We start from the raw sequence: 24906 nt of genomic DNA, 5'->3' as shown, positions 1-24906 counted from the left end.
CTGTTGCACAATGCCAGGGGGAAAACCGCTGCGATTTTTGCTGGAATCGCTTTAAGCTCTTCTGGCAAAAAGCCGTTTGCACATTACCATTTCCGGATATAGTGACGTGACACGCGTCACGACTCGGGGAAAGGGACCTCCATGCTGCCACTCTTCGACATGATGATGCAGGCGCAGAACGGTGCGGCGATGGAAGCGGTCGCCCGGCAGTTCAACCTGGCGCAGGAACAGGCGACCAAGGCGATGGCGGCGCTGATGCCGGCTTTTTCCGCCGGCCTGAAACGCAGCACCAGCAACCCTTACGATTTCGTCGGGCTGATGCAGGCCGTCGCCTCCGGCAACTACGCACGATATTTCGAGGATATGAGCCGGGCCTTCACGCCGGAAGGCATCTCCGACGGCAACAACATCCTTGCCCAGCTTTTCGGCTCGAAGGAGGTTTCGCGCGCGGTGGCCGCACAGGCCGCGCAGATGACCGGGATCGGCCAGGAGATTTACAAGCAGATGCTGCCGGTACTGGCCGACACGCTAATGGGTGGCCTCTTCAAGCAGACGACCGGGCAGATGGCTTCGCCGGTCAATCCCTTCGTCAACACGGCGATGGGCGAGACGATTCAGAAATGGCTTGAGAGTACCGGCTTCGCTCCAAAGAAGGCAGCACCGGAACCCAGCATCTTCGACAATCCCTTCACGCAGGCGATGCAGGGGATGTTTTCGACGCCGAAGCCGCAACCGGCGGCTCAGCCGAACCCCTTCCTCGACAATCCCTTCGCCAAAGCCTTCCAGGAGATGATGGCCGGGCTTGGCCAGCAGCAACAGCAACCGGCTGCCAAGGCGGCGGAAGCGCCGAAGGAAGAGGCGAAAGTCAATGCCGACAGCTATGCCGATGTGCTGAACGCCATGTTCGACAGCGGGCTCGAAGTGCAGAAGAGCTACCAGAAGAACCTGGAAGCGATCTTCGAAACCTATCGGCCCAAGCCCTCCTCCGAGACCTAACGCAGCGCGTCTTTTCAGACGCGCATCAAGGACGTTCTAAATCGTGGCGCGGCCTTTCCGTTTTGCCAGCCGCGCGTTAGCTCTTGGTTTTAGCCATAAAAAAACCCGGAGATGGCTTGGGAAAAGCCGATCACCGGGTTAAGCGGCAGGGCTATTGGCTATCACCCTGCGGGGAAACTCGACGTTCCTACTCGTCGTAGGAACGCAGGAGCGACGGCAGGCGCCAGCGATTGCGCGCCGAGCGCGTCAGGTGTTCCGACGGGTCCTCGAAGAAGGTCGACGCCAGGAACGCAGAGGTTACGTCGGCCCGGGTGAGGCCGATATCCCTCAGCTGAGTGTCGCTCAGATCATGCAGCCTGTTGATCTCCATGCGATTGCGGAACACGCGAAAGAGGGAGGCCAGTGGAGCGAGGCCTGCCACCAGACGCTGGGAAAACGTCGGGGTAAGCTTGCTGCAGTCGAGTTCTAGTGTTCGGTCTGTCATGCGCATCGAACTCTCCTTTCTTTCGGGCGCGCAACAACCTGCCCCTCCCGCGAGGTCGTACGGGAAGGAGCAAGGTTGAATCGGCTCGGACAGGCAGGGCGTCTGTCCTTCACTTTGCTTGATTTGCATCCCGAAGATGCCAAAGACCTATTGATCAGTCCAACGAATGTTTCTAATGATTATCATCAGCTATCTTTATGGGTGAAATCATGGCCGCGCCTCTTGATCTCGACCAGTTGCAGACTTTCATCGCCATCGTTGACTCCGGCAGCTTCACCAAGGCGGCCGACAAGGTCTACAAGACCCAATCGGCCGTCTCCATGCAGATGCGCCGCCTCGAGGAGCGTATCGGCAAGCAGCTGTTCATCAAGGATGGACGCGGCAACCGGCTGACGGTCGAGGGTGAAAAGTTGCTAAACTACGCCCGGCGTATCATCCGCCTGAACAACGAGGCGATCGCCGCCTTCGACGATAACAGGCTGGAGGGGACGCTGCGGATCGGCACGCCGGACGACTATGCGGACCGCTACATGCCCGAAATCATCGGCCGCTTCGCCAAGACCCATCCGAACGTCGAGCTCTACATCGTCTGCGAGCCTTCGGTGGATCTTGCCGAGCGCATGCACAAGGGAGAGCTCGATATCGCGCTCGTCACCCACAATCCGCGCGAGCGCATGTCCGATGTGGTGAGAACCGAGCCGCTCTGCTGGGTGGGCTCAGCCAACCACCCGATCCGCGACGACGCGCCGGTGCCGCTTGCCGTCGGCCGGCGCGATTGCCAGTGGCGCCAGCTTGCCTGCTCGGCGCTCGATGCTGTGGGCCGCGAACATCAGATCCTGTTCACCAGCTGGTCCTGCACCGTCGTTGCCGCTGCCGTGCTCGCCGGCATGGCGGTTTCGGTGATGCCGGAATCGGCACTGCGAACCGGCATGAAGGTGCTGAGCCAGGCAGACGGCTTTCCGGCGCTGCCGCCGGTGCAGATCGGCATCATGAAGCGGCCGGGCGTTTCGCTCTCGCTGATGAACGCCATCACGGCACATATTACGGCCTGCCTCGATAACATCACCCCTGCCGTCGTCGACGACAACCTCGAGGCCGATGTCAAATCCGCCCAGACCCGGCTTTACCCGCGGCTGAAAGCCGCCAACATGGTGCCGAGCTGGTAGAAGCGCTCAGGCGGCGTTCTGTGCGGTCGCTGCGAAAAGGGAGGCGCGGATGACGCGCTTCCACTCATCGAGCATACGCCGCGCCAAGGCCTCTTCGCTCACGGCGGCAAGGCGAATGACGGCGCCGATCAGATGGCTGAAGAGGTAAGTGCGCGCGTACATCTCTTCGTCGCAAAGGTCGGGGGCCAGGCCGCGGACGGCGTCATGGAAAATGCCGGCAACGCGGCCGCTATGCTCGATGTTCAGCTGCAGCAGATCCTGATCCATCTCGGTGCCCATCCAGACGCCGAGATAGACGGGATCGTTGCGATAGGATTCGTAATACCAGTCGATCACGGTGCAGACGCGGTCGAGCGCCTGATCGAGCGACCGCACATCGACGAACATTGCCGCCATCTTTGCCTGGATCGCCGAGGCGTGCTGGTCGAACAGGGCTTTGACGATCGCAGCCTTCTCCGGGAAATATTGATAGACCGAACCGATCGGCACCTTGGCCGCGACGGCAAGTTCCGTCATCCGCATGGCGCTGACGCCCTTCTTTGCAATAATCCTGGCGGCGGCGGCGAGAATGAGATCCAGCCTCTGGATGCTGCGCTCCTGCTTCGGCTTTCTGCGCAGTCCTATGCGATCCATGCTTTCGGCGCCCATATCGTTCCCATTTTTATCGTTTTTTTCGCGACGGAAGCGATCTGCCAAACCGGCGCATCGGTCGGATATGACATGCAAGCCTTCAACGGCGGTAAACGGAAACGCTCGCATTTTAACGATTGGCAAAAGCGCAGATCAAAGCATATCGTGCTAATTGATCCAGTATCCGGCAGACCTGAAATAGTTGTAATATTCCTTGAGAAAGAAGAGACCGTAGACGTCATCGCCCCTGATGAGCGACGGCAAAACGCCAGGTCACGTGCGTTCCGGTAACGTCTTGGATTTGTCCGCAGCTACGGGACGATGCGGTTTCTGCGGCAGCGTCAACTCGCTACCATCCAGACGGCAAGCCACACCCACATGGCAGCGAGCACGATGTAGCCGGCGGCGAAGATCGGGCTGCGATAGCGCAGGTCGTTGCTGGTAACGTGGACGGCTGCATGGGCATAACGCAAAGCGACGAAGGCCCAAGCCAGGCCGCCGGCAACGACATTATCCGCCTCGGTGATATAGAGAAGAACGCAGCAGGCATAGAAGAGCACCGGCAGCTCGAACTGGTTGGCGAGGCAGTTCTTGACGACCAGGCTTTCAGCGGGCTCGCCGCGATTTTCGCAATAATCCGATTTCGCGATCTTGCCGGCACGGATTATTTTTGCGCGCCGCATGCCGAGAAGAGCATAAAGACCATAGACCAGGGCCACATGGGCAAGGAGTGGCCAGAAGATTTGATAGCCGGTCATATGGTCGTGTGCCTTTCCGCTTTTGCCGTCGTCGCGAGCAGTAGCCGAAACGGAAACCGGATACCAGCGCGGCCTAAGATCGCAGAGACGGGCGGGATTCCAGTGTCGGCGGCCCGCCGTCAAACATTGGCGGGCCGCCGGATTTCATCACACCTGCGCGGCGCCGCCGTCGGCGAAAAGTTCGATACCGGTGACGAAGCTCGAATCGTCGGAAGCAAGAAAGAGTGCGGCGGCGGCGATCTCTTCGGCGCGGCCGACGCGCCCCATTGGCACCTGCGTTGCGAGATAATCGAGCAAGCCCTGCTGCTGCACCGGATCCTTGCCGGCGAGTTCGACGAGACCGGTTGTCTTTGTAGAACCGGGGCTCAGCGTATTGATACGAATGCCGCGATCCTTGAGATCAAGGATCCAGTTGCGAGCGAAGCTTCGTAACGCGGCCTTCGAGGCGGCGTAGACGCTGAAGGCCGGAGTACCGGTCGAGCCCGCCGTCGATCCCGTCAGGATAACCGATGAGCCCGGACCGAGCAGCGGCAGCGCCTTCTGCACGGTGAAAAGAACGCCTTTCACATTTCTGTCGAACGTGTCGTCATACTGCTCTTCGGTAATTTCGCCAAGCGGCAGCATCGAACCCCCGCCGGCATTGACGAACAGCACATCTATCCGGCCGGCTTCGGCTTTCACGCGTTCATAGAGCCGGTCTAGGTCGGCAAGCTCTGCCGAGTCCGCCTGGATGCCAACAACGTTACCCCCTATTTCCGCTACGGCCGCGTCGAGCACGTCCTTGCGCCGGCCGGTCACGAAAAGCTGGGCGCCTTCGGCGGCGAACGCTTGGCAGTGGCAAGGCCGATGCCCGATGATGCGCCGGTAATCACTGCGATCTTTCGACTCAATCTCTGTGTCATTAGTCGTCTCCTGTTGTTCGACCAAGGCTGAGATATGGACGCAGGGAACGTTTCGAAATAGAAAGAAATGAAAGCTATCATTACAGGAATGAAATGACGAAATTTCCGGATTTCGAAGGCCTCGCAATGTTCGCCAAGGTGGCCGAAGAGCGTTCTTTCGCTCGCGCCGCCAGGACGCTCGGTGTATCGGTGCCTACCGTTTCGCGGGCTGTCAGCAGGCTGGAGGAGAGACTTGGCGCACGGCTCTTCAACCGCACCTCCCGGCAACTGGCGCTGACGGATTTCGGCTTGCGATTGGTCGACAGTGCCTCGCGGCTCTATGCGGAGGCAGAGGCTGCGGAAAATGCAGCGCGCGAGCTGTCCAGCCGACCGCGGGGGCTTATCCGGCTTGCCGTGCCGATGGCTTTCGGCACACGCTGGCTGGCGCCGATCCTGCCCGATTTTTTCGACCTCTATCCCGATATTTCTATCGACCTGCATATGAGCGACGCCGTCGTCGACCTGGTGGGAGACGGTTTCGATGCTGCCCTGAGAATTGCCGTTCTGCCGGATTCCTCATTGGTCGCCCGGAGGCTGGCAGCGGTCGCTCCTTTCATTCTCGCTGCACCTGCGTACCTCGATAGATACGGCACGCCGCGACATCCGCGCGAGCTTAAGGCCGACCACTGCCTGGGGTACGCCTATCGGCCGCGCCAGGACGTCTGGCGCTTTCGCAATAAGGCAGGCGAAGAGGAAGTTGTCGTGCCGGCCGGTCCGTTGCGCTCCACCAATTCGCAAGCCTTGATTCCGATGGCGCTGCACGGCCTTGGGATTGTGGAACTACCGGAATTCATGGCGCACGAATATCTCGCCGATGGCAGGTTGAAAGCGATCCTCACCGACTGGACGCTGCCGAGCGGAGCACTCTATTTCGTCACACCCTCTGCCCGGGCTCGGCCTGCGAAGGTGGAGGTGCTCTCGGATTTCATGGTGGCGCGACTTTCAAATCCGCCGTGGCGGTGGAGAGGCTGATAGCACCTTAGTCTTCGCGCGGAGAGAGCCAGCGGGCGATGGCGAGCCGGGCAATGACAATGAAGCAGATGGCGAGGCTTGCGAATTTCAGCCGTGTCATCCACGGCAGCAGCTGCGTTGCAAACGTTGACGGCCCACCGCTGCCGAAGGCGATGAGGCTCGAGATGTTCTCGCCGTAATCGGCGATGCCGTAGATGAACGGCAGCAGATAGATCGCCTTGCCGACGAGCGGATGCACCGATCGACCGAACCACGAGCTGACAGGTCCAAGCTTGAGGAAGGCGAGGAACAGCAGCGCCGTCAGCAATGCCGGAAAGACCAGCTCCGGCCCGAAATACATGGCGCGCAGCAGCCTGGTCGCCGTTTCGTTCTCATCGAGCAGCTTCTGCATGTGGAAGACGGCCGATTTGTCGTAGCCGGCAAAATAGGTATCGAGCACCGCTTGTCCGGTCTCGTGCTTGAACGGAACGACGAAGCCGAAGGTCGTCCAGGCAAGGACGGCCAGGCAAAGAGCTGCGAGCAGCGCGACGACCCAGAGGGGAATCCCGCTGCCCGCTTTCATGTCAGAGGCCGGCGCCCGGATAATTCGGGCTCTCGCGGGTGATCGTCACGTCATGGGCATGGCTTTCGCGAAGCCCCGCGCCGGAGATGCGCACGAAGGTCGCCCGCTCCTGGAAATCCTTAATGTCCTTGCCGCCGACATAGCCCATGGCCGCCTTCAGGCCGCCAGCGAGCTGGTGGACGACGGCCGAGACCGGTCCCTTGTACGGCACCTGGCCTTCGATTCCCTCCGGAACGAGCTTCAGCGTGTCGCGCACCTCCGCCTGGAAATAACGATCGGCCGAGCCGCGGGCCATGGCGCCGACGGAGCCCATGCCGCGATAGGCCTTGAAGGAACGTCCCTGGTAGAGATAGACCTCGCCCGGGCTTTCATCGGTGCCCGCCAGCAGTGAGCCGATCATGACGGCGGAAGCGCCGGCGGCGATCGCCTTGGCGAGATCGCCCGAGAATTTGATGCCGCCATCGGCAATGACGGGCACGTCCTGATCCTGTGCAGCCTGGACCGCCGACATGATGGCGGCGAGCTGGGGAACGCCAACGCCGGCGACGATGCGCGTCGTGCAGATCGAACCCGGCCCGATGCCGACCTTGACGGCGTCAGCACCCGCATCGATCAGCGCTCTCGTGCCGTCATAGGTAGCGACGTTGCCAGCCATGATGCGCACCGAGTTGGAAAGCTTCTTGACGCGAGTGACGGCATCAAGGACGCGCTGCGAATGGCCGTGGGCAGTATCGACGACCAGAAGGTCGACACCGGCCTCGATCAGGCGTTCGGCACGCTCGAAGCCGTCATCGCCGACGCTGATGGCGGCAGCGGCGCGAAGCCTGCCCTGCGCATCCTTGGAAGCATTCGGGTTCAGCTGCGACTTCTCAATGTCCTTGACGGTGATGAGGCCGACGCAGCGGCCTTCAGTATCGACCACCAGGAGCTTCTCGATGCGATGCGAATGCAGCAGGCGCTTTGCTTCCTGCTGATCGACGTTCTCCTTGACGGTGACCAGGTTGTCCTTGGTCATCAGCTCGTGGATCTTCTGCTCCGGATCGGAGGCGAAGCGGACGTCGCGGTTGGTCAGGATCCCGACCAGGCGACCAGACTTCTCGACGACGGGAATGCCCGAGATGCCATGCGATTTCATCAGGCCCAGCGCTTCGGCGAGCTTCGCATCCGGACCGATGGTGACCGGATTGACGACCATGCCGCTTTCGAACTTCTTCACCTGGCGGACCTCTTCGGCCTGCTCGATCGGCGTCAGGTTGCGGTGGATGACGCCGAGGCCACCGGCCTGCGCCATCGCGATCGCCAGACGGCTTTCGGTGACGGTATCCATGGCCGAAGAGAGGATCGGGATGTTGAGATCGAAATCCCGGGCGATGCGGGTGGAGATGTTCGTCTGGCCGGGCATGACCTCGGAGTGACCCGGCTGCAGCAGCACGTCGTCGAAGGTAAGCGCGTCCGCGCCGGTTGCCGTTTCAATGATGCGTGCCATTTGCCAAATTCCTTCGTTTAAGAAAAATGCGACCCGGTCCGGAAACGAATCGTCCGCTCCGCGGTCAGCATTGAGTTGCTTGGAAGTTGGCGAGGGCTGGTAACACGTCTATGACAGGAAGGAAATAGGAAAAAGCCCGGCATGTCCGCCAGGCTCGTCATGGGTGCCATGCGTCTAAAGCGCATCGCGATCTTTCAGATTCGCTCCTCGCGCTTCAGATCTTTATTTTTTCGCATTCCGGACGCAAAACCGCTGCGCACTTTTGCTGGAATTGCTCCAGATCAGATGTCGAACTGATAGGTCTTCGGCACGAAGCGGTAACCGCCATCCTGCCTCTCGACGAAGCCGACCGCAGGGAACGGCATGTGGTAACCCAGGAAGGCGATTTTGTCGGTCGCTATCATGTCGAAAACCTTGCGGCGGGTGGCGGCCGCCTGCGACTTGTCCATGTCGAAGCGCACCTCCCAATCCGGGCGCAGCAGCGACAGGATATAGTGGTTAGCCGTATCGCCGGTCAGCACCAGGCGTTTGCCCTCGGATTCGACGTGGAACACCATATGCCCGGGCGAGTGGCCGGCCGCCAGCATCGCCGTCATGCCGGGCGCGACGCTGTCACCGTCCTTGATGAAGACGGCTTTTTCGATAAGCGGCGTCACACTGGCGAGCACGCCTTTGTGACCGCCTTCGGCCGGCGTGCCTTCCCGCGCCTTGTCCGACCAGAAATCATATTCGGCCTGGCCGATGACATACCGGGCATTCCTGAAGGCAGCCGCGCCGTTTTCCATCAGCCCGCCGATATGATCGCCGTGCAGATGGGTCAGCGCGACGACAGTGACGTCGTCGGCCGAATATCCCGCGGCCTTCAAGCCTTCGGCAAGCTGGCCGGCGCCACGCGCACGACCAGCAGCGCCGAAGCCGGTATCAACGAGAATGACATCCGCACCGGTATCGATGAGGGCCGGCGAATAGCCGTTGAGGAACTTGTCGGCCGGCAGGAAATTCGCGCTCAGCAAGGCCTTGACGGTTTCGGGGTCTTGATTGGTGCCGAAGGTCTCATAGGGCTTTTCGGAGATGTTGATGCCGTCGCGGACGACGGTGAATTTGTAGGAACCAAGCTTGAATTGATTGATCTCAGGCAAAGGCGTTACATTCATATTTCTGCTTTCTCCAGTCGCGGCCGCTTCGGCCTTGTCTCTTAGAATTGCCGGCGCCGCCAGCAGCCCGAGGCCTGCCGCAAAAAGCGTGCGCCGCTTCACTTCGATTGAAATAGCCATGCATCCCTCCCCCGTGACATCAGGCGCGTTACCGCGACCCAATGATCCCGGCCGGATTTCTTGCTCCGGCGCAGCAGATATATGCCAATCTTGACAGGGGAGGTTGTCGGACAAGCCATCTCACGCAGACGTGAACCAAATGTCTCATCCACGCGGATTGAGGGATTGGCATGACCGGCAGGCGGGACTAAACAGCACGGGCCTTTCCAGCGCCAATCCATAGCCCATCGAGGCTCCCGCCTATGAATCGCATCGTCCCGCTGATCCTCGCCGTTGCTCTCTTCATGGAACAGATGGATTCTACCGTGATCTCGACGGCGCTGCCGGCGATCGCCACGGATCTGCATGTCGGGCCAATCACGCTGAAACTGGCGCTGACGTCCTACATGGTGGCGCTTGCGGTGTTCATCCCGGTCAGCGGCTGGATGGCAGACAGGTTCGGCGCCAAGAAGATCTTCCGCCTTGCCATTTCGGTCTTCGTCATCGGCTCGATCTTCTGCGCCATCTCGTCCAGCCTCGTCGAATTCGTCTTCGCCCGCTTCCTGCAGGGCATGGGTGGGGCGATGATGACGCCGGTCGGCCGCCTCGTCCTGGTGCGCACGACGCAGCGCAGCGATCTCGTCTCGGCTATGGCGCTGCTCACTATTCCCGCACTTGTCGGCCCGCTCACAGGTCCACCGCTCGGCGGCTTCATCACCACCTATTTCAGCTGGCACTGGATCTTCCTGATCAATGTGCCGGTCGGCATCATCGGTATCTGGCTTGCGACGATTTTCCTGCCGGAAGTGGAGGCGACAGCGCCTCCGAAGCTCGATTTCACCGGCTTCGCGCTCACCTCATTTTCCGCCGCGGGCGTGGTCTTCGGCCTGTCGGTGGTCAGCCTGCCGGCCCTGCCCCCGATCATCGGCGTCACCGCCACCGTAATCGGCCTCGTCTGCGGCTTGCTCTATGTGCGCCATGCCAGGCGTCACCCGGCGCCGATCCTCAACCTCAACCTGTTCAGGAACCCTACATTCCGAGCCTCCACCGTCGGCGGAACGCTCTTTCGCATCTGCGTCGGCGCCATGCCGTTCCTGACGCCGCTGATGCTGCAGCTCGGCTTCGGACTGACGCCGTTCCAATCCGGCCTCATCACCTTTGCCGGCGCGATCGGGGCGATCACCACGAAGTTCATGGCAAAGCGCGTCTTCGCAGCTGCCGGCTTCCGCACGACGCTTCTCGGCGCCGCCATGGTGACGACCCTCGTGACCGTGATTACCGGCCTGTTCACGCCGTCGACCCCGCATCTCGTCATCATCGGCGTGCTGCTTCTCGGCGGTTTCTCCCGCTCCTTCATGTTTACCGGTGTCAATGCGCTTGCCTTTGCCGATATCGATGATGCCGAAGCGAGCCAGGCGACATCGATGAGCTCGGTGATGCAGCAGATCAGCCTGGCGCTTGGCGTCGCTGTCGCCGCCGCGATCCTGGAAACCTCGATCTATTTCCGCGGCGAGGCGCTTGATGTTACCGATTTCCACCTCGCCTTCTATATTATCGCCGGGCTGACGGTGATCGCGACCATTCCCTTCGTGAGGATGGACCGCAATGCCGGCGCGCTCGTTTCCGGCCATCGTTCAAGGCGCGTGGCGACATCCACGATCGAGGCTCAGCAGCCGGCCGTGAAATAGGCCTCAAATTATTCGGGGTTTTCGCAGACCGCACTGAGCTTGTTGCCGTCTTGATCGCGCACATAGGCAGCATAGAAATGGGCATGGTAGGGGCGCAGGCCCGGCCCGCCTTCGTCCACGCCACCTGCCGCCATTGCCGCCGCATGGAAGGCATCGACAGCCGCCCGCGTTTCGGCGGCAAACGCGACCATTGCGCCATTGCCTGCAGTCGCCCGGCGGCGATTGAAAGGGGTCACCACCCAGAAGCGGCAGCGTGTATCGCCATCGGCGGAATAGCCGATCTCCTCCTCCGAATAGTGCTGGCGGCGATAACCGAGCGCAGCTAACACGGCATCGTAAAAATGCCCTGCGCGATAAAGGTCGTTGGTTCCGAGCGTGACGTAAAGAAGCATTGGATCAGCTATTCAGTTCCTGGGTCGCCATCATCGGACAGGACCGACCCGAAGATCAAGCCTCCTCTGCTTGCTCCTCGGCCCTGCGCCCCTTGAAGCCCTTCGCCAGCAGGAACATCTCGACCGACTCGGCGCGTGAGGAGTTCGGCTTGACATGGACGACCTGGCGGAAGTTCTGCTTCAGCATGGCGAGCAGATCGCGCTCGGTACCGCCCTGGAAGGTCTTGGTGAGGAAATGCCCCCCCTCTCCTAGCACCTCGATGGCGAAATGGGCCGCCACCTCGCAGAGATGCATGGTGCGCAGATGGTCGGTGCGGTGGTGGCCGGTGGTCGGCGCGGCCATGTCCGATATGACGAGATCGGGCGTGCCGCCGACCGCCTCCATCAACCTGTCAGGCGCCGTCGGATCCAGGAAATCGAGCTGCAGGATCCTGACGCCGGGAAGCTGGGCCATTTCGAGGAAATCGATCGCGGCGACACGGATATCGTCATCCGTCGAGCCGGTGACCTTGGCAGCGATCTGCGACCAACTGCCAGGCGCGGCACCGAGATCGATGATACGCCTGGCGCCGCGAAGGATATGATATTTCTCGTCGATCTCCAGCAGCTTGAAAGCGGCGCGGGCCCGATAGCCTTCGAGCTGCGCACGCTGCACGTAGGGATCGTTGATATGGCGTTGCAGCCACTGGCGGGAGGACGCCTTCATCTTCTTGTTCTTCACGCGCTGGCCGAGCTTGCGGCCGGTGCGATTTCCCGCGATCGGTGCCTTGGTCATGCCTTCCCCTTATCTCGCGCGCTGGCCGCGGCGGTTGCGGTTCCGCCGCCACACGCCGTCATCGGCCATCATGTCTGTGAGCAGGCCTTCCCTCAAGCCGCGGTCGGCAACGCGCATGCGCGGGCTCGGCCAGCGGCGGCGGATCGCTTCGAGGATGGCACAGCCGGCAAGGACCAGATCGGCGCGATCAGGCCCAATGCAGGGGTTGGCAGCTCGGCTTGCAAAATCCCAGGAAAGCAGTTTCGCCTGCATGGCGGAGACCTCGCCATCGGACAGCCAGATGCCATCGACCTTGCGCCGGTCATAACGCGGCAGGTCGAGATGAACGCCGGCTAGCGTCGTCACCGTGCCCGACGTGCCGATCAGATGAAAATCGCTCGTCTGGGCAACCTCTATCTCAGGGCAATCGAAACACCCGAGCATGCCTTCGACCTCGCGCACCATGCCCTCGAAGATCTCCGGCGTGACGTCGCGTCCGCCATGGCGCTCCGACAGCGTCACGACGCCAACCGGCAGCGAGGTCCAGTGGGTGATGTGATTGGCCAGCCGGCTGAAGCGGTTGTCGCCGATGCGGATAACGGCGATCTCCGACGAACCGCCGCCGATATCGAAGAGCACGACGGAGCGCGTCTCACGCCCGACCAGCGAGGAGCAGCCGGAGACGGCAAGCCGCGCTTCCGTTTCCCGGTCGATGATCTCGAGCGCAAGGCCGGTTTCCGCAACGACCCGGCTGAGGAATTCCTCGCCATTGACCGCCTGGCGGCAAGCCTCGGTGGCGATCAGCCGCATGCGGCGGATCTCCCGGCTCCTCAGCTTGGAGGCGCAGATCCGCAGCGCCTCGACTGCTCTCTCCATCGCCTCGTCGGACAGACGGCCGCTTGCCGCAAGCCCTTCGCCGAGGCGCACGATGCGAGAGAAGGCGTCGACGACGCGGAATTGTCCCGGACGGGTCGGCTGTGCGATCAGCAGACGGCAATTGTTGGTGCCGAGATCGAGAGCGGCATAGAGCTCGTCCGGCCACGCGTGCTCGCGATCTCCCTCGCGACCGGGACGCGCATCGTTATCCTGGCGACCCTTGCGGCTGGCGGTTGCGCCATTCTGCGCTTCGCGCGGATCGGCACTGCGCGCCGTCTCTTCCGTACGGTTTCCCTGCTGCGTTGCGCCGGAGGGCTTCGCCGGTATCAGCGGTCGGCCCTGCAGACCGCGCTTGCCGCGATGTTTCCGACGATTGCGCCGGCTCGGCGCCGAATCGCTGTCGGGCCGGGCTGCGTGGCCTGCCACTCCCGGCTGTTCCATGGCAGGAGATTGAAGTGAACCGTCCTGCACAGCACCTTGGCCGCCACGACGGCGACGCTTTCGCTTGCGGGCCGGATTCCCGGCTGCATCCTCTAGCGGGCGTGCAGGCTGTCCGGCATCGCCGGAAAGCTCATGCGAAGCGGGATAAGCCGCGTTGCGGGATTGCCCGCCACGCTTGCCCTTGCGGCGCCTGGACTTTTTGCCGTCCTTGCGCCCTACCGCCGACGCCCCGTCAAATTGCGGCTTTGCGCCGCCTTCGGGGTCTTCCACGTTCGTTTTCCATCGCGCCGCGCAAGTCCGGAGGTATGCAGCAGGCGCTCATTCGATTTTTGCGTTGCCGCAAGAATATCAGCGCCCGCCGAAATCGCCAAATTCTTTTTTGGACAGGGGATTTGAGGACGAGTTGCGCCGCCCTCCCGCATGACGGATTTTTTTCAAAACAGGTATTTGCAATCCCCCGGCTTTTGTTTATAAGCGCCGCACACCAGCCGAACCGCCCGCCGGTTCGCTTTTGCTGGGGAATAGTTCAATGGTAGAACAGCGGACTCTGACTCCGTCGATCTTGGTTCGAATCCAGGTTCCCCAGCCAATTCTCTCTAAATCCCCTTAATTCCTTGATTTTCCAGTCGTGCCGGATATCGTTTTGGCATCATTGGCGACCTGATGCCCAGAACTGTAGCCCACAGGTGATGCCCACGCGGAAAACACGTGGCGGCGTCGCCGGTGGCAGGCAAGGGCAAATACCCATGGCGGTCCGCCACGACGTCGAGAACCTTATTCGCCGCGGCAACATCTTTTACTGGCGCGCACGTGTTCCCACTTCTTTCGCCCGGTGCGGTCCGGGCAGCCGGCTTTCACTGAGCCTTCATTGTTCCGATCATAAAAAGGCTGAAGTCATCGGCAGAAAGCTCAACACGCTGATGGCCGAGCTGAAGATGAAATCGAAGGAACCGATGTCGAAGGCCCAGCTTCAGAAACTTTGCGAACACGAACGCGACGTGATGCTCTTGCATCTCGAAGACGTCTCGATCGTCGCGAGGCGCTATGGCCGTCCGGCTGACATCGAGGAACTGGAACTCGATCTGGAGAATGGCTGGGCATACAAGCTGCTCGCCATGTTTGGCATCCGCCAGAAACTGACGCTAGAGGAAGGCTGCAGCGGATCCAAGTACCTGCTCGAAAACGGGGTCCCTGCCTCACATATCTCTGCGATCAGATCGAACTATCTCGAACTGCTTCATGAGGCGAACACCCGTGGCTTCCAGGATGGAATTCGGATGCTGATGCATCAGTTCGATATCAGCCAAAATCCCCTCAACCACGAAAAGGCGATGAAGGCCTATTTTAGTGGCCGGGCGGAAGCGCTGTTCGACGTCGCAGAAAGGCATTCACTCGCAGACCGAAATCTCAGTGAACTCACTGGTGGGTCAAGGCCAGATCCGCAGCCTGTTGCCAACGAACAGGCAACGGAGGTCGTCATGCCACCGGCGCCTCTGATCGCGATTCCGGTCGATGTTGCTCCGACACCAAAGCCTCCCGAGCCCTTCCCGATCGCCGTGCTCGATCTTTCTCCATCACCGCGACACGCTGCTATCGAAAGGGACGATGGTCTGAAGACGCAGCCCGTTATTCAGGTCGCGGATTTCGAGGCCGAGTGCGAACAGCTCGTCAAGAACATGAAGGACGCTTGGGACGACAGTACGGCACGTGATGCCCGCGCTTTGGTTCGCATGTTCAAGAGCGTGCTTGAAGAATACGGCATCGAGCACACCGGTCAGATCAGCCAATACCACATCGGCAAGCTGCGCCAGCACTTCAATAACATTCCGATACGTTGGGGGCAGAGCGCCAAAATGAGGGCGATGTCGGCACCCGAGCTACGGGCCGAAGGTCAGAGGCTGCGCGAGCAGGCCGAGACGGAGGGCAAGGAGGCGGCCGTCGGCCTGAGCGCCGCGACCATCCGCAAGCACTTCGGAAATCTTAACCACTTCCTCAAGCATGTGCGCGGGCATGGCTTTGAACTCGACGATTGGAGCTTCGAGGGACTGAGACCGAAAAAGCCCAAGGCCGGTTCTGTTCGCAAGCAGCAACACAAACCGACGCCGGACGAAATCAAACCGATTTTCTCATGCCCCGTCTACACCGGGTCGTTGGACCACGATCGTGGCCGCAAAAAGCCGGGTCCACACGTCTTCCATGACGCGGCCTACTTCCTGCCTCTCATGTACACCTATCTTGGCGGCCGCAGGAAGGAGTTCGCTGGTCTTTCCTTAAACGATATCGAGGAAGATGACGACGGCCTGGTGCTTGTCCTTCGGACGAACGAGTTTCGGCGCCTCAAGACCGAGCAGTCGGAGCGGGTGCTGCCTCTTCCAGATGAGTTGATCCGTTTGGGCTTCATGGACTACTGCGTTGCTCTAGAGGCGCTGGGATACAAAGCCGTGTTCCCGGACCTTATTTCCCACAAGACAAGGAATGATCCGGGCGACCGTTTCTACGACGTTTTCAACCCGATCATGCAGGAGGCTTTAGGAAGTAAAATGTGGAAGCGCGCTTTCCACGCGCTCCGTCATGGTATGGCGGACACGTTGAAACAAGCTGGCGTTTCTACGGAGGTCATCGACGATATTTCCGGGCGTCTTTCTGATGGAAGCGAAACCAACAGTCGTTATACGAACCCCGCCGGTCTCCCATTGATGCGCGACGCCCTCGGCAAGTATCCGATCATCACGTCGGAGATCGAGGCGAAGCCGATCAAGCTGCTGCCGTGGATCGAACAACGGGTGCCGCCGCCCTGGGCGCGCGAGGCCAAAACCGAGGCGAGACGCCGGAAATAATTTCCGACGTCTCGTTGAAAGTTATGCGGCCTCCCAGACCTGATTGAGAATACGAGCGGCAAGCGCTGCCTTATCCTGGGGAAGGAAACGCCCATAGTGTTTGGCGACCATATCGGCAGTGTCCTAAATCGCGTAACTCGCCTGCTCGTAGGAGCCGGTCTGCTTCAGGATGTGGGTCGCAAGCACATCGCGCACATTGTGAGGACCGTGCGGCAACAGCCCCTTAATTGCGCCTCGCCCGGTGTAAGGGTTGTAGATCCCGTAACGCTGGATAGTCAGACGCCAGGCCTCGTAGAAGGTCGTAACGTCGTAAGCGGCATCCGTGCTGGTCGTCTTGACGGTCTTGACTAAGAACGTACCAGGATCGGCGGCGGAGCGTAGCAGCACCGACCGATGTCGTTCGACGTAGGCGTCTATATATTTGTAGAGATCCAGGAGATCAGGCAGCACGAGACGAAACGGCTTGTCGCCAAAGAAAGACGAGTGCGCGTTTTTGAACGCGACCGCCGGGATGAATACCTCCCAACCGCCTTCTCTGTCACTCCAGCGAATCTCGCCCCGCTTCATCTTTTCCAGAACACGCTCAGAGCGCGGCATATGGCCTTTAGGGCAAAGCATGAGCTGACGCAGATTTTTCTGCCGCAGTCCGAGATGCAAACCCAACCTCAACATCAAAAATGCGCGAACGGCTTCGGCAGCCGGCCGAGGATAACGATGTTCATCCGGCATCAGGCGGATGATCTCCTCGGTGATCTTGCGGTACTCGCCGACAGGGCTGGCTACCTCAAGGACCGGCATGATCGGCTCGAACGGATCGCGGTGGACACGGGCGATCCGCTGGATTTCCTTCACACGATGAGCCGCGTGCTTGTGGAAGTCGTCGCAGGCGCCATGCCAATCCGCATGGGCATAGTCGATTTCATTCTGCGAAACGAGACCGGCGATCGGCTGGACTCGCGATAGAAGTTCAGGATGCTGTCGAAGCCATCCGGTGCCCTCCTTCGTGATCGCCAAGGCGATCCGTAGCATGTCGACTTCCCAGGCGGTGAAGAAGCCGCGCCGGGTTTCCCGCCATTGCAGGTACCAGTCCCAGACGCCGGGAAAGAGCAACAGGCCGAAGGTCAGTTGACGCAGAGGCACGCCATAGCCCCTGACCTCCCCATCCTTAGCTGCGGCGAGAGCGCCAAACATCAGCCCCAGATGCTCGATCTTCTGAGAGGCCGTCTCCTCGCCCCAGACACCGTTTCGCTGGAAACCGACCGACGTGAGAGCCGAAGTCTTGAAGCGCACCAGGTCGGCCATTTCCATGGCCAGCGCCGGCGGCGCCTCGATGACACCAGACAGCAGGTCGGGATCTTCTATCCACGTTTCCTCATAGTTGGCGGGAGCGAGGATCTTCCCGTCCCTCGGCGCCCGACCGCCATAGGACACGCCTGGAAAGCGGATCGCATATCGCTGCTTGGCGGCCGCCGCCTGAAACTTTCTGTAGTCGGTCGATCCGCTGATGATAACGCGCCGAACCCAGTCGACGATCTCTTCGCGCTTCTGAAACGGCAGCGCATTGAAGTCCTCCGGCAGATGCCACGCGAGCCGGCGCCGCTCCGCCGGTTCGATCCCGGAAAGGTTAAAACCCGAGGCGGATCGTGACGGGTGCGGAAGCTTTGCCTTGAAATAGCCCTCCGGAAGCCGATAGCGCTGCTCGATGCGGGATAGCACGTGGAAACTCTCGGTGCTGCGCGGCACACGGCGGCCTTCGATCCAGCTCAACAGCGTATTCTTATCCGTCAGATCGTCAGGGCCGATGATGCCGCGATAAAGCGTCCAATAGGTTTCTCCGTGGCGCCGAAGATGCAATTGCAGTGCCTCCGCGAAGTCCGTCGGATCCGCCCAGACTTTGAACAGGGCTTCGGGAAACTCGACGTTGACGCGGGCCGACGTCACGCCGGCAGGCTTCGGCTTTGATGGGGGCTCCGGCACTTGCGGCGCCACTCGACTAACCGCTGGCGCCGCCGCCCTCGCCCTCGACGTCTTCGCTGGTTTACGCGCTTCAGGTTTCTCGGCACCAGGTGCGAGGCGAGTATCTCGGATCCACCGAGCGATCGCATCGAGGGCAGGATCGATCTGACGCGCATTCGCAGCGAGTTGCTTGGCATCGATGCCGGACGCCGCTGCAACGACGGCCCAGTCGGTCTTCCCGTTAATTCGAGGTGCTGACCGCCTCGCCTTAATGAGAAAGTACAGGTAATCCCTCAGTCGATGTAGCTCATCGACTTTCAGGACCGGCGAGAGGCGGAGTTGGCAGAAGGCATCGATCTTGCGTTGAAAAGTCTTCGCAGAAAATTCGTTCATTTCCATTCACATAGCTGTTGTTACGTTTCCCGCGGATGCGGGGCACGCGGGCTATGTGATGGCGATTAAACTCCGGTAACTGTCCGGGCATTAAAGCAGCGGATTCTGAAAAAATCGATTCCTCTGCAAACGGCGTTTCAAGAAGTAACGGGGGGGACGAAGTTCCCTCATGAGAACACCGTTTGCAAAGCCGGTCATCAGATTAAGAGGCCGAGAGATCGTCAGGCTCGGAGGTGAACCTTGCGGCGGAAGGGCTGGTCATCGCGGGCATAACGATCGACAATGCCGTCGAAGACGTCGTAGGACGCCCGCTTGTCGAAACCCTGGTCGCTCAGCACGGCAACAGCCGCGTCGGAAAGCTGGTCAATCCGGTCGGGCCGCCCTTCCTTGAGATAGCTTGTGATCGCCCAGAACAGCAAGGCCCGAGCGACGTCGTCGCGATCCGGGCGCCGCTCATCTCTATGCCGGTCCCGAAGCCGCTGCTGCCGCTCCCTCTGCCTGGCGTTCCGCTCGTCCGGGGTCTGTGGTGCCATGATGTCCTCCCTTTTTGTTATGGATGGGACTTCCATGGTCAAAGGACCGGCGGACCGGCGCAACCCATTTGTCGCGGCAACGGAATCATTGTGCTCTGAATCGGAATTCCGGGACCTTGAATCGAATGAGCGCAATTTGACTCGCGTTGAGCGCACGTCGAAACAAATTACCGGCAAACCGTGGGACCGAGGCTCAGTGAGCAGGCGGCAGGTGGAGACGTCCGCAGCCTCCCTCGAAAATCCGTGAATCGGAATATTGTGGATAGGAATCGTCGGGCGGGACTATCGAAACGTCAGTCCATGACTTGGAATCGTTCGCCCATCAGTCTGAATCGAATGAGCGCAATTTGTTTCAGGTTGCCGGCAATTGATATCACGTCGTTTCAGTTTACGCGTGCCCGATCCGCTGACCTCATGACCGCTGGCCGAGTATCCAACCTTCCCAGGTCGCGACGTCATCGTCCTCTGGCACTCCTTCAGTGCGGCGCCGCTCGGCGACGTCGATCATTCCGAACAGACCAACGACGGCATCGAACCGATCCTCACCGGTCTTGTCTATGCCAAACCCATCAGTGATCGCCGCCTCCAGCGCCGCGCCGCCGATGTGGGGGCGGTCGGCCAACCATCGGAGGAGATGGCCTCCAGCAGTACGGCGGCCAGCCTGCTGTCGCTTGCTCCACACGGGGCGCCGCGGAATGCCAAGTTGACTGTAGACATCTCCTGGATACGTTTCAGAACAACAGTTGCTCCGGGCTTTGTGAGATCAGCAAGGCTTCCGTCGAAAGGCCATAGAACTAGCTCCGAAACGTTCGGGATAATGATCTCTCGCCAGCCGCTTATGGCGGCTTTACCTACCTGATTGCCACCCAGCGTCCAAAACAGCATGCAGGCATCGCCACGGTCCGCCGTTGCGCGCTCGCAACGGCGCAGAAGCTCACGGCCGCTCCCGACTCCCAAGGCATCAAACAGGTGTCGACGCTGTGTCCCGCCGGGCCGCATGGGATAGAAGGGACGATCGATGGCGATGTCGTTGCGATGTTCCGCGACGTCGAACCACCGCGCAAATCGCTCGCCGCCAAAAGCTCGCAAGGCAGAGCGGAAGTTGGCGAGACCCAAGGCTTTGCCATAAGCGGCCGGCAGGCCGATCGGGAAATCAAACCCCATCAGCAGCGCGGCGTCTGTTTCGGCGCAGCTTCGCAGCCTAGGGATGAGGTCATTCGTTTCGCCGACAGGCTCTGGCGCCGACAAGATCCATTTCGTCGCCTGTCGGACGGCGACGCACATCCACCGCTTTTTGCGGTCGATACTCCAGTCGCAGTGAGCAATGACCGCCACAGACATCCTGACCTCCCATGTCCCCACAAGGTCTAGGAGGTGGAGGCTAGGATGTCCATCACAGCATCGCCATCAAGGGCCTGGGCGTCGAACAGCGCCCGGACCAGCCGGTCGAATGCCGCTCGGTGTTCGAAAATCACCTCGGTGGCCCTCGCCTGCGCAAACTCCAGACGCTCATGCACCCGCTTTGCCAGATCTGCGTCTCGACTGAGGATGGCGGTCGGATCCTTGTGTTCGAGATAAAGCAGCGGATAGCGACCACCGAAGCCAAGCACTTGTTCCATATCGAGGGCGATCCGCGTGGCGCGGGCGAGATCGCTCTGCTCCGCGCCGCCGGAGCCCGCGGATACAGCCTTCAGCACGATAAGTTCCGCTGCTCGTCCGGCTAACAGCATGGCAAGCAGCCGCCCGTACCATTCCACGGTATCGGGTGCGCCAGTCGCGAACGTCACTGCATTGTGGCCGCCGTCTTTGGCGTCGATTGTCAGACTCTTGATGGAACCAAGACGCAAAGCATGATGGACGACGGCATGACCCGCCTCGTGAATCGCAAGCCTCCAGCGGACGTCATAGGGAACCGGCGGTCGGTGACCACGGATGCCGGCTTCGATATCGCCATAGGTCAGGCGCCGCTTTTCGCGCCGCGCTTTCAACCGTGCCTCACGCACGACGCGTTCGATGTCGGCGCCGGTGAGGCCTATCGCCCGCGTCGCCAAACGCAACAGCGCCTGTGCTACCGATTCGTCATCGCAATACGGGCGGGGATCACGGACACCTTGGTTCGTGTTTGTGCTACCGGCCCCATCCGGCTCACCTGCCGCGTGGATGGTTTCCACCGCCCTGCTCATGGCCTTGCTCCTTTCTGAGCTTCCGCTTCTACGATGACGTTGAGGTCGGCGCTCAAGTGATGAGCGAGGATGCCGGCAAGCGCGGGGATATCGGGTCGTGGGATCTCGATATGCGTCTCCAACCTTCCGGACCGGCGGATCGCCTCGTCGATCTCGTTCGGTCGGTTGGTGGCGCCGACGACGATGACGCCCTCGCTTTTGACCGCGCCGTCGAGCAGCTCCAGGAGCTTGTTGACGCATGCATTCCAGTAGTCTGCATATTCCCGCGATGCCGAGACCCGCTGACCGATACCGTCGATTTCGTCGACGAAGAGAATGCATGGCGCCCGCGCTCGTGCCTCGGCGAAGGTGTTTGCCATCCGATCAAGCACGGCGCTCAGGTATTCGCCCTGCAGCCATGTCGAGACGGAGGTCACGACCAGCGGGATCCGCAGGCTGTTGCACATCGCGCGCGCAAACGTCGTCTTGCCCGTTCCCGGCGGCCCGGAGAGAAGCAGCTTGGTGCTCATGTGGGACCAGGCCAGATCGCCGTTGAGGTAATCCACCAGATCCGACTTCAAACCAAGCGCCCACTCCTTCGCTCCGCCGTAGCCGGTCAAGGTCTCCACCAGTAGCGGCGGGCTGCCCTCTCCTGGCGTTCCAGCATCTGCAGGCACAGGCTGGATCACTTCCGCGCCGGTTGGCTGGGCCTTCGATCTGCGTTTGCCCGACGACGATGAGGTCTCGCCCCCGGCGTCGCGATCTTGCGACGAGGACGCTGACCGCCCGCTGGGGTGCTCGGTAATCAGCCGCCGCGAGGACGCCGCGTTGTCTTTGTCTTTTTCGCTGTGCCGCTCTTCGCGGTTATGGACCGCAAGTCCCGCCAGTGCTTCGATACTGGACAAGATCGGTCGACCAGGCCGGATGGCAATGGCGAGATCGTCGAGCGTCAGGGCGCCCGCATCGATCACCGCGATGAGGCGATCATGGCGCGACACTGAATCGCTGCCATAGACTGCTTCCAGCAGGTTGGCGAGGAGTGTGACACTGATCCCTCCGCCGGTCAGCCGCACATCGCTCGTCAAATCGACTTGATCCGGAACGCCTTGGTGGGTTTCAGCCACGGCGAGAACCGGCGAGCCTTGCGCCAAGGCCCAGAGCAACTGAGCGCGCATGGACGAACGGCTCGGGCGATAAGTCTGAGCGACCGGAATTTGCAGGAAGACACGTTTGGCTTGGCCTTCCACATACCTCCAGAGCTCGTCCATGAAGCTAAAATCAGCGGCCATGCCGACATAAGGACCGAACGGTACAAAGGCCGTTTCTTCGACAAGGTGCGGCAACGCCCGCTCGAAACCTTCGACCGACACCTGCACGGAAAAGACCCCAGCAGGTTGACGAAGGAACGAGACCAGATCGCGCAACTCGACGCCGGATTCCTCAATGGCCGCTGCGAGCAACAGGACGGTCGCCATCGTTTTGATGCCAAGCACCTCACCTGCCTCAGCGACAACCCTGACCGCATAGGCGAGTGCACCATCGTCAGCGCCGTTCCCGGTCGGCAAGCGCCGCCTGAGCTGCGCCGGCCACACAGGCGCGGCCGACAGCAGGTCGGCTCGCCCACTCGTGTCCTGCGGAAGGTCGATAAAGAAGGCAGCGAGACGATCGCGGATCCACTGTCGGTCTTGGTCCACCTCGCCCGCCAGATGGGAGGGATCGAAGGCCGGAACGTAGCGGCCGACGACAAGGCCGTCGATGATGGCGGTTGTCATCATCAGCAGACCGTTGCGGACAGCCAGCCGCCGGATCTCGCGGCGCTGAACATGGCGCAGACGCCGAAGCAGGAAAGAAGAAAGACGATCCATCAGCTTTCCTCCATGGTGCTTGCCGAAGAAGAGGAAACAACTTCCACAGGACCGGCGCGCTGGGCAGTGGCATGACGGTCGCTAGAGACAGCCCGATCGTGCCGCGTGTTTGCTTTCTCAGTGAGCCAGTCGAGGACCAGGCGGCAAGCTGGATCGCCAGAACATGAGTGGCGGCGCAGCCGATCAAGGAGCATGGGCGGAACGGCTGCGGCGTCGCCATGTCCTTGCCGGGTGAAGGCGAGTGCGAGGCCGACGACCAGCGCCGGGTCATCTTGGCAAACGCGATGACGCCTGCCGGACAACGCAGCGCCAGTTCTGCCAGGACCGCGTAATTTGGGCGGCGATGATGAGGTGGGCAAGATTTCTGCGGACACGCAAGATCTCCTCGCCGGTCCAACTTTGGTCACCGGCATATTCAGAGCATGAAGGGAACAGGGAAAGGCTGGCCGCGGGCATCAGCGCCGCGCAGCCATCACCTCAGCCAGTGCGAACGGCGGACGCGTTCAGGCGTCGAGCAAACGCCTCGCAAAGCCGACGCGGATGTGCTGGGGAGGCCACGAGGATGCAGCATCATCTTTCGCTTCCGGGTCATCCCGCCCGTCGTCGAAAGGATCGTCGTCGCCACAGCAGCATCCGGATCTATGCTCATCGCAGCACGCCGGATCATCACAGATCATGATGCGACGGGTGGCGCGGAGGATTCCGAGACGCCGGGAAGGTGTGGGGCTTGCGGACCCCGATGTCAGCACCGGCGTTGCGGCATCCGGAATTCCGAGCGCACGTCGCGCCTCCGCCTCCAGAAGTTGCTGCACGCGACGCCCGAAACGCAGGCGCAGTTCCGCCATGCAAGCCGCCGCGCCATCGATCTCCAACAAGTCGTCGATCTCAGACAGGGCCCAGACGCCTGCCGCATGATCGCTCGGGCGGCTCGCCCCATCGATGATGGCAACACCGACCGTCTCGACCATCAGCCGCTTCTGGGTCTTGTAGAGCCAGTCGGGCAGGATCATCGCCGACGCTAACATCCTGAGCTTCAGCTCTTCCAGCCGGCTGGTGTCGCCATAGGAGGCAAGCGACCGCTTGAGATCAAGCACGAAGGCGGCGCGCTTTGCGCGGTTCACAAGGATCAGGTCCGGCGTGTAGCTGCCCTTGGCGGGCGCGTCGCAATCGAGCCGCACGTCCTCGAGCTGGCGCCAATCATTGCCGGCGACTGCCTCAATGGCCGCCTTCACAAGCGGCAACTTGATCGATTGCAGGAGGACGACGAGGTTGGGATTTGCCTTGGCCAGCCGTTCCACCGCCTGTTCCAGGAGCTTGCCCTCGCGGAACGACACGGCGCGCACCAAGGACGCGACGTTGACGTAGTGGCCGAGGATCTCGTCCTCGGTCGGCTCGCCTTCGGCAATCACCGCGATGGCCTTGTCGATCAAGACGTCGAAGTCCGCTTCAATGTCAGGGTAACGCACCAGGTGCGGATGACGGCGCAGCACCGGCGGCTCGGCGTGAACAGCTTGGCGCTCGGCAAAGTGCCGGCGCAAGGACGATGCCGTCGAGTGGTTGACGGTGGAAGAAACCGCAGACGGGGCGCGCAGAACTTCCCCCGCAGGGGACGAAGAGTGTAGGTTGGTCAAAGCCCGATTCCTTCTAACGTAAGGCTTGAGGGTCAGGCCCTTGTCGGTGGTGCAAACACCGGCTTGGGCCGCTTACTCCGATCACCTCGGAGCCGCACATACCTGACAGGACCGGAACCAGATCTCAAGG

Annotated in this window: 21 protein-coding genes, 1 tRNA gene and 2 pseudogenes; 8 read left to right on the top strand and 16 right to left on the bottom strand. The window is 61.1% G+C overall.

The features are described from left to right. Positions 1-141: 141 nt before the first annotated feature. Positions 142-996, top strand: a complete 855-nt coding sequence (locus EFD55_RS06810) for a DUF937 domain-containing protein (RefSeq protein WP_125843851.1) — start codon at positions 142-144, stop codon at positions 994-996. Between the two features lie 187 nt (positions 997-1183). Here the strand turns inward: EFD55_RS06810 and EFD55_RS06805 are convergent, their stop codons facing one another. Next, positions 1184-1486 carry a YjiS-like domain-containing protein gene (locus tag EFD55_RS06805; protein WP_125843850.1) on the bottom strand — a complete coding sequence of 101 codons (303 nt, stop codon included), beginning with the start codon at positions 1484-1486 and terminating at the stop codon, positions 1184-1186. Between the two features lie 203 nt (positions 1487-1689). On the opposite strand from EFD55_RS06805, the gene EFD55_RS06800 reads away from it, so the two are divergent. Further along, a complete protein-coding gene (locus tag EFD55_RS06800; protein WP_125843849.1) occupies positions 1690-2646 on the top strand; it encodes a LysR substrate-binding domain-containing protein in 957 nt (318 codons plus the stop codon). A 6-nt stretch (positions 2647-2652) separates the two neighbouring features. Here the strand turns inward: EFD55_RS06800 and EFD55_RS06795 are convergent, their stop codons facing one another. From EFD55_RS06795 to EFD55_RS06785, 3 genes and pseudogenes are all read right to left on the bottom strand, one after another. Then, entirely contained in the window at positions 2653-3294 is a 642-nt protein-coding gene (locus tag EFD55_RS06795) for a TetR family transcriptional regulator (RefSeq protein ID WP_125843848.1), read from the bottom strand. 323 nt (positions 3295-3617) lie between these two features. Continuing rightward, positions 3618-4034 carry an MAPEG family protein gene (locus EFD55_RS06790; RefSeq protein WP_125843847.1) on the bottom strand — a complete coding sequence of 139 codons (417 nt, stop codon included), beginning with the start codon at positions 4032-4034 and terminating at the stop codon, positions 3618-3620. 147 nt (positions 4035-4181) lie between these two features. Beyond that, a pseudogene (locus tag EFD55_RS06785) lies at positions 4182-4936 on the bottom strand (SDR family NAD(P)-dependent oxidoreductase). 93 nt (positions 4937-5029) lie between these two features. On the opposite strand from EFD55_RS06785, the gene EFD55_RS06780 reads away from it, so the two are divergent. Further along, positions 5030-5947: a LysR family transcriptional regulator gene (locus tag EFD55_RS06780; protein WP_125843846.1), complete on the top strand. Its 918-nt coding sequence runs from the start codon at positions 5030-5032 to the stop codon at positions 5945-5947. Between the two features lie 7 nt (positions 5948-5954). On the opposite strand, the gene EFD55_RS06775 is transcribed toward EFD55_RS06780, so the two are convergent. Together EFD55_RS06775 and guaB are read right to left on the bottom strand one after the other, a co-directional pair. Further along, positions 5955-6509 (bottom strand): hypothetical protein, encoded by a 555-nt coding sequence (locus tag EFD55_RS06775; protein ID WP_125843845.1) that lies wholly within the window; start codon positions 6507-6509, stop codon positions 5955-5957. A 1-nt stretch (position 6510) separates the two neighbouring features. After that, positions 6511-7995, bottom strand: a complete 1485-nt coding sequence (guaB, locus tag EFD55_RS06770; RefSeq protein WP_125843844.1) for an IMP dehydrogenase — start codon at positions 7993-7995, stop codon at positions 6511-6513. Between the two features lie 141 nt (positions 7996-8136). Between guaB and EFD55_RS33060 the strand changes: the two genes are divergently transcribed. Then, complete coding sequence (locus EFD55_RS33060) at positions 8137-8292, top strand: hypothetical protein (protein ID WP_165504895.1); 156 nt, start codon at positions 8137-8139, stop codon at positions 8290-8292. Here EFD55_RS33060 and EFD55_RS06765 read toward each other — a convergent pair. After that, positions 8277-9269 (bottom strand): MBL fold metallo-hydrolase, encoded by a 993-nt coding sequence (locus tag EFD55_RS06765; RefSeq protein WP_125843843.1) that lies wholly within the window; start codon positions 9267-9269, stop codon positions 8277-8279. The genes EFD55_RS33060 and EFD55_RS06765 overlap by 16 nt on opposite strands. A 242-nt stretch (positions 9270-9511) precedes the next feature. On the opposite strand from EFD55_RS06765, the gene EFD55_RS06760 reads away from it, so the two are divergent. Beyond that, positions 9512-10936: a DHA2 family efflux MFS transporter permease subunit gene (locus tag EFD55_RS06760; RefSeq protein WP_125843842.1), complete on the top strand. Its 1425-nt coding sequence runs from the start codon at positions 9512-9514 to the stop codon at positions 10934-10936. 8 nt (positions 10937-10944) lie between these two features. Here EFD55_RS06760 and EFD55_RS06755 read toward each other — a convergent pair whose 3' ends face one another. From EFD55_RS06755 to EFD55_RS06745, 3 genes are read right to left on the bottom strand one after another with little or no spacing between them, the layout of a single operon-like run. Beyond that, positions 10945-11328: a VOC family protein gene (locus tag EFD55_RS06755; protein WP_125843841.1), complete on the bottom strand. Its 384-nt coding sequence runs from the start codon at positions 11326-11328 to the stop codon at positions 10945-10947. A 55-nt stretch (positions 11329-11383) separates the two neighbouring features. Further along, positions 11384-12103: an RlmE family RNA methyltransferase gene (locus EFD55_RS06750; RefSeq protein ID WP_125843840.1), complete on the bottom strand. Its 720-nt coding sequence runs from the start codon at positions 12101-12103 to the stop codon at positions 11384-11386. Between the two features lie 9 nt (positions 12104-12112). Next, on the bottom strand, positions 12113-13669 hold the full coding sequence (locus tag EFD55_RS06745; protein ID WP_125843839.1) for a Ppx/GppA phosphatase family protein: 1557 nt from the start codon (positions 13667-13669) through the stop codon (positions 12113-12115). A 245-nt stretch (positions 13670-13914) separates the two neighbouring features. Here EFD55_RS06745 and EFD55_RS06740 point away from each other — a divergent pair. Both EFD55_RS06740 and EFD55_RS06735 read left to right on the top strand, forming a co-directional pair. Continuing rightward, a tRNA-Gln gene (locus EFD55_RS06740) sits at positions 13915-13988 on the top strand. A gap of 157 nt (positions 13989-14145) precedes the next feature. Beyond that, positions 14146-16236, top strand: coding sequence for a tyrosine-type recombinase/integrase (locus EFD55_RS06735; protein WP_125843838.1), 2091 nt, complete (start codon positions 14146-14148; stop codon positions 16234-16236). Positions 16237-16257: 21 nt separating this feature from the next. On the opposite strand, the pseudogene EFD55_RS06730 reads toward EFD55_RS06735, so the two are convergent. The 5 genes and pseudogenes from EFD55_RS06730 to EFD55_RS06710 all read right to left on the bottom strand — a co-directional run bounded on the left by EFD55_RS06730 (position 16258) and on the right by EFD55_RS06710 (position 22704). Beyond that, positions 16258-18591 (bottom strand): annotated as a pseudogene (locus EFD55_RS06730) (hypothetical protein). A 215-nt stretch (positions 18592-18806) separates the two neighbouring features. Further along, positions 18807-19118 (bottom strand): hypothetical protein, encoded by a 312-nt coding sequence (locus EFD55_RS06725; RefSeq protein WP_125843837.1) that lies wholly within the window; start codon positions 19116-19118, stop codon positions 18807-18809. Between the two features lie 555 nt (positions 19119-19673). Next, on the bottom strand, positions 19674-20459 hold the full coding sequence (locus EFD55_RS06720; RefSeq protein WP_208653547.1) for a hypothetical protein: 786 nt from the start codon (positions 20457-20459) through the stop codon (positions 19674-19676). A gap of 26 nt (positions 20460-20485) precedes the next feature. After that, complete coding sequence (locus EFD55_RS06715) at positions 20486-21289, bottom strand: ATP-dependent metallopeptidase FtsH/Yme1/Tma family protein (RefSeq protein WP_245438415.1); 804 nt, start codon at positions 21287-21289, stop codon at positions 20486-20488. 8 nt (positions 21290-21297) lie between these two features. Further along, positions 21298-22704, bottom strand: coding sequence for an AAA family ATPase (locus tag EFD55_RS06710; protein WP_245438414.1), 1407 nt, complete (start codon positions 22702-22704; stop codon positions 21298-21300). On the opposite strand from EFD55_RS06710, the gene EFD55_RS33650 reads away from it, so the two are divergent. Further along, positions 22675-23220, top strand: a complete 546-nt coding sequence (locus EFD55_RS33650) for a hypothetical protein (RefSeq protein WP_245438412.1) — start codon at positions 22675-22677, stop codon at positions 23218-23220. The two genes, EFD55_RS06710 and EFD55_RS33650, sit on opposite strands and share 30 nt — an antisense overlap. Positions 23221-23648: 428 nt before the next feature. Here the strand turns inward: EFD55_RS33650 and EFD55_RS06705 are convergent, their stop codons facing one another. Continuing rightward, complete coding sequence (locus tag EFD55_RS06705; protein WP_245438411.1) at positions 23649-24776, bottom strand: hypothetical protein; 1128 nt, start codon at positions 24774-24776, stop codon at positions 23649-23651. Positions 24777-24906 lie beyond the last annotated feature (130 nt).

It is taken from the genome of Rhizobium pisi, assembly GCF_003938655.1.
Classification (GTDB): Bacteria; Pseudomonadota; Alphaproteobacteria; order Rhizobiales; family Rhizobiaceae; genus Rhizobium; species Rhizobium pisi.
Note: the sequence above shows the minus strand (reverse complement) of the source record. Positions and strands in the feature narration are given on the sequence as shown.

Excerpts from the sequence above, each read along its gene's own strand:
- EFD55_RS06810 (WP_125843851.1), top strand. The coding sequence starts at position 142 with ATGCTGCCACTCTTCGACATGATGATGCAGGCGCAGAACGGTGCGGCG.
- EFD55_RS06805 (WP_125843850.1), bottom strand. The coding sequence starts at position 1,486 with ATGCGCATGACAGACCGAACACTAGAACTCGACTGCAGCAAGCTTACC.
- EFD55_RS06800 (WP_125843849.1), top strand. The coding sequence starts at position 1,690 with ATGGCCGCGCCTCTTGATCTCGACCAGTTGCAGACTTTCATCGCCATC.
- EFD55_RS06795 (WP_125843848.1), bottom strand. The coding sequence starts at position 3,294 with ATGGGCGCCGAAAGCATGGATCGCATAGGACTGCGCAGAAAGCCGAAG.
- EFD55_RS06790 (WP_125843847.1), bottom strand. The coding sequence starts at position 4,034 with ATGACCGGCTATCAAATCTTCTGGCCACTCCTTGCCCATGTGGCCCTG.
- EFD55_RS06780 (WP_125843846.1), top strand. The coding sequence starts at position 5,030 with ATGACGAAATTTCCGGATTTCGAAGGCCTCGCAATGTTCGCCAAGGTG.
- EFD55_RS06775 (WP_125843845.1), bottom strand. The coding sequence starts at position 6,509 with ATGAAAGCGGGCAGCGGGATTCCCCTCTGGGTCGTCGCGCTGCTCGCA.
- guaB (WP_125843844.1), bottom strand. The coding sequence starts at position 7,995 with ATGGCACGCATCATTGAAACGGCAACCGGCGCGGACGCGCTTACCTTC.
- EFD55_RS33060 (WP_165504895.1), top strand. The coding sequence starts at position 8,137 with ATGTCCGCCAGGCTCGTCATGGGTGCCATGCGTCTAAAGCGCATCGCG.
- EFD55_RS06765 (WP_125843843.1), bottom strand. The coding sequence starts at position 9,269 with ATGGCTATTTCAATCGAAGTGAAGCGGCGCACGCTTTTTGCGGCAGGC.
- EFD55_RS06760 (WP_125843842.1), top strand. The coding sequence starts at position 9,512 with ATGAATCGCATCGTCCCGCTGATCCTCGCCGTTGCTCTCTTCATGGAA.
- EFD55_RS06755 (WP_125843841.1), bottom strand. The coding sequence starts at position 11,328 with ATGCTTCTTTACGTCACGCTCGGAACCAACGACCTTTATCGCGCAGGG.
- EFD55_RS06750 (WP_125843840.1), bottom strand. The coding sequence starts at position 12,103 with ATGACCAAGGCACCGATCGCGGGAAATCGCACCGGCCGCAAGCTCGGC.
- EFD55_RS06735 (WP_125843838.1), top strand. The coding sequence starts at position 14,146 with ATGGCGGTCCGCCACGACGTCGAGAACCTTATTCGCCGCGGCAACATC.
- EFD55_RS06725 (WP_125843837.1), bottom strand. The coding sequence starts at position 19,118 with ATGGCACCACAGACCCCGGACGAGCGGAACGCCAGGCAGAGGGAGCGG.
- EFD55_RS06720 (WP_208653547.1), bottom strand. The coding sequence starts at position 20,459 with ATGTCTGTGGCGGTCATTGCTCACTGCGACTGGAGTATCGACCGCAAA.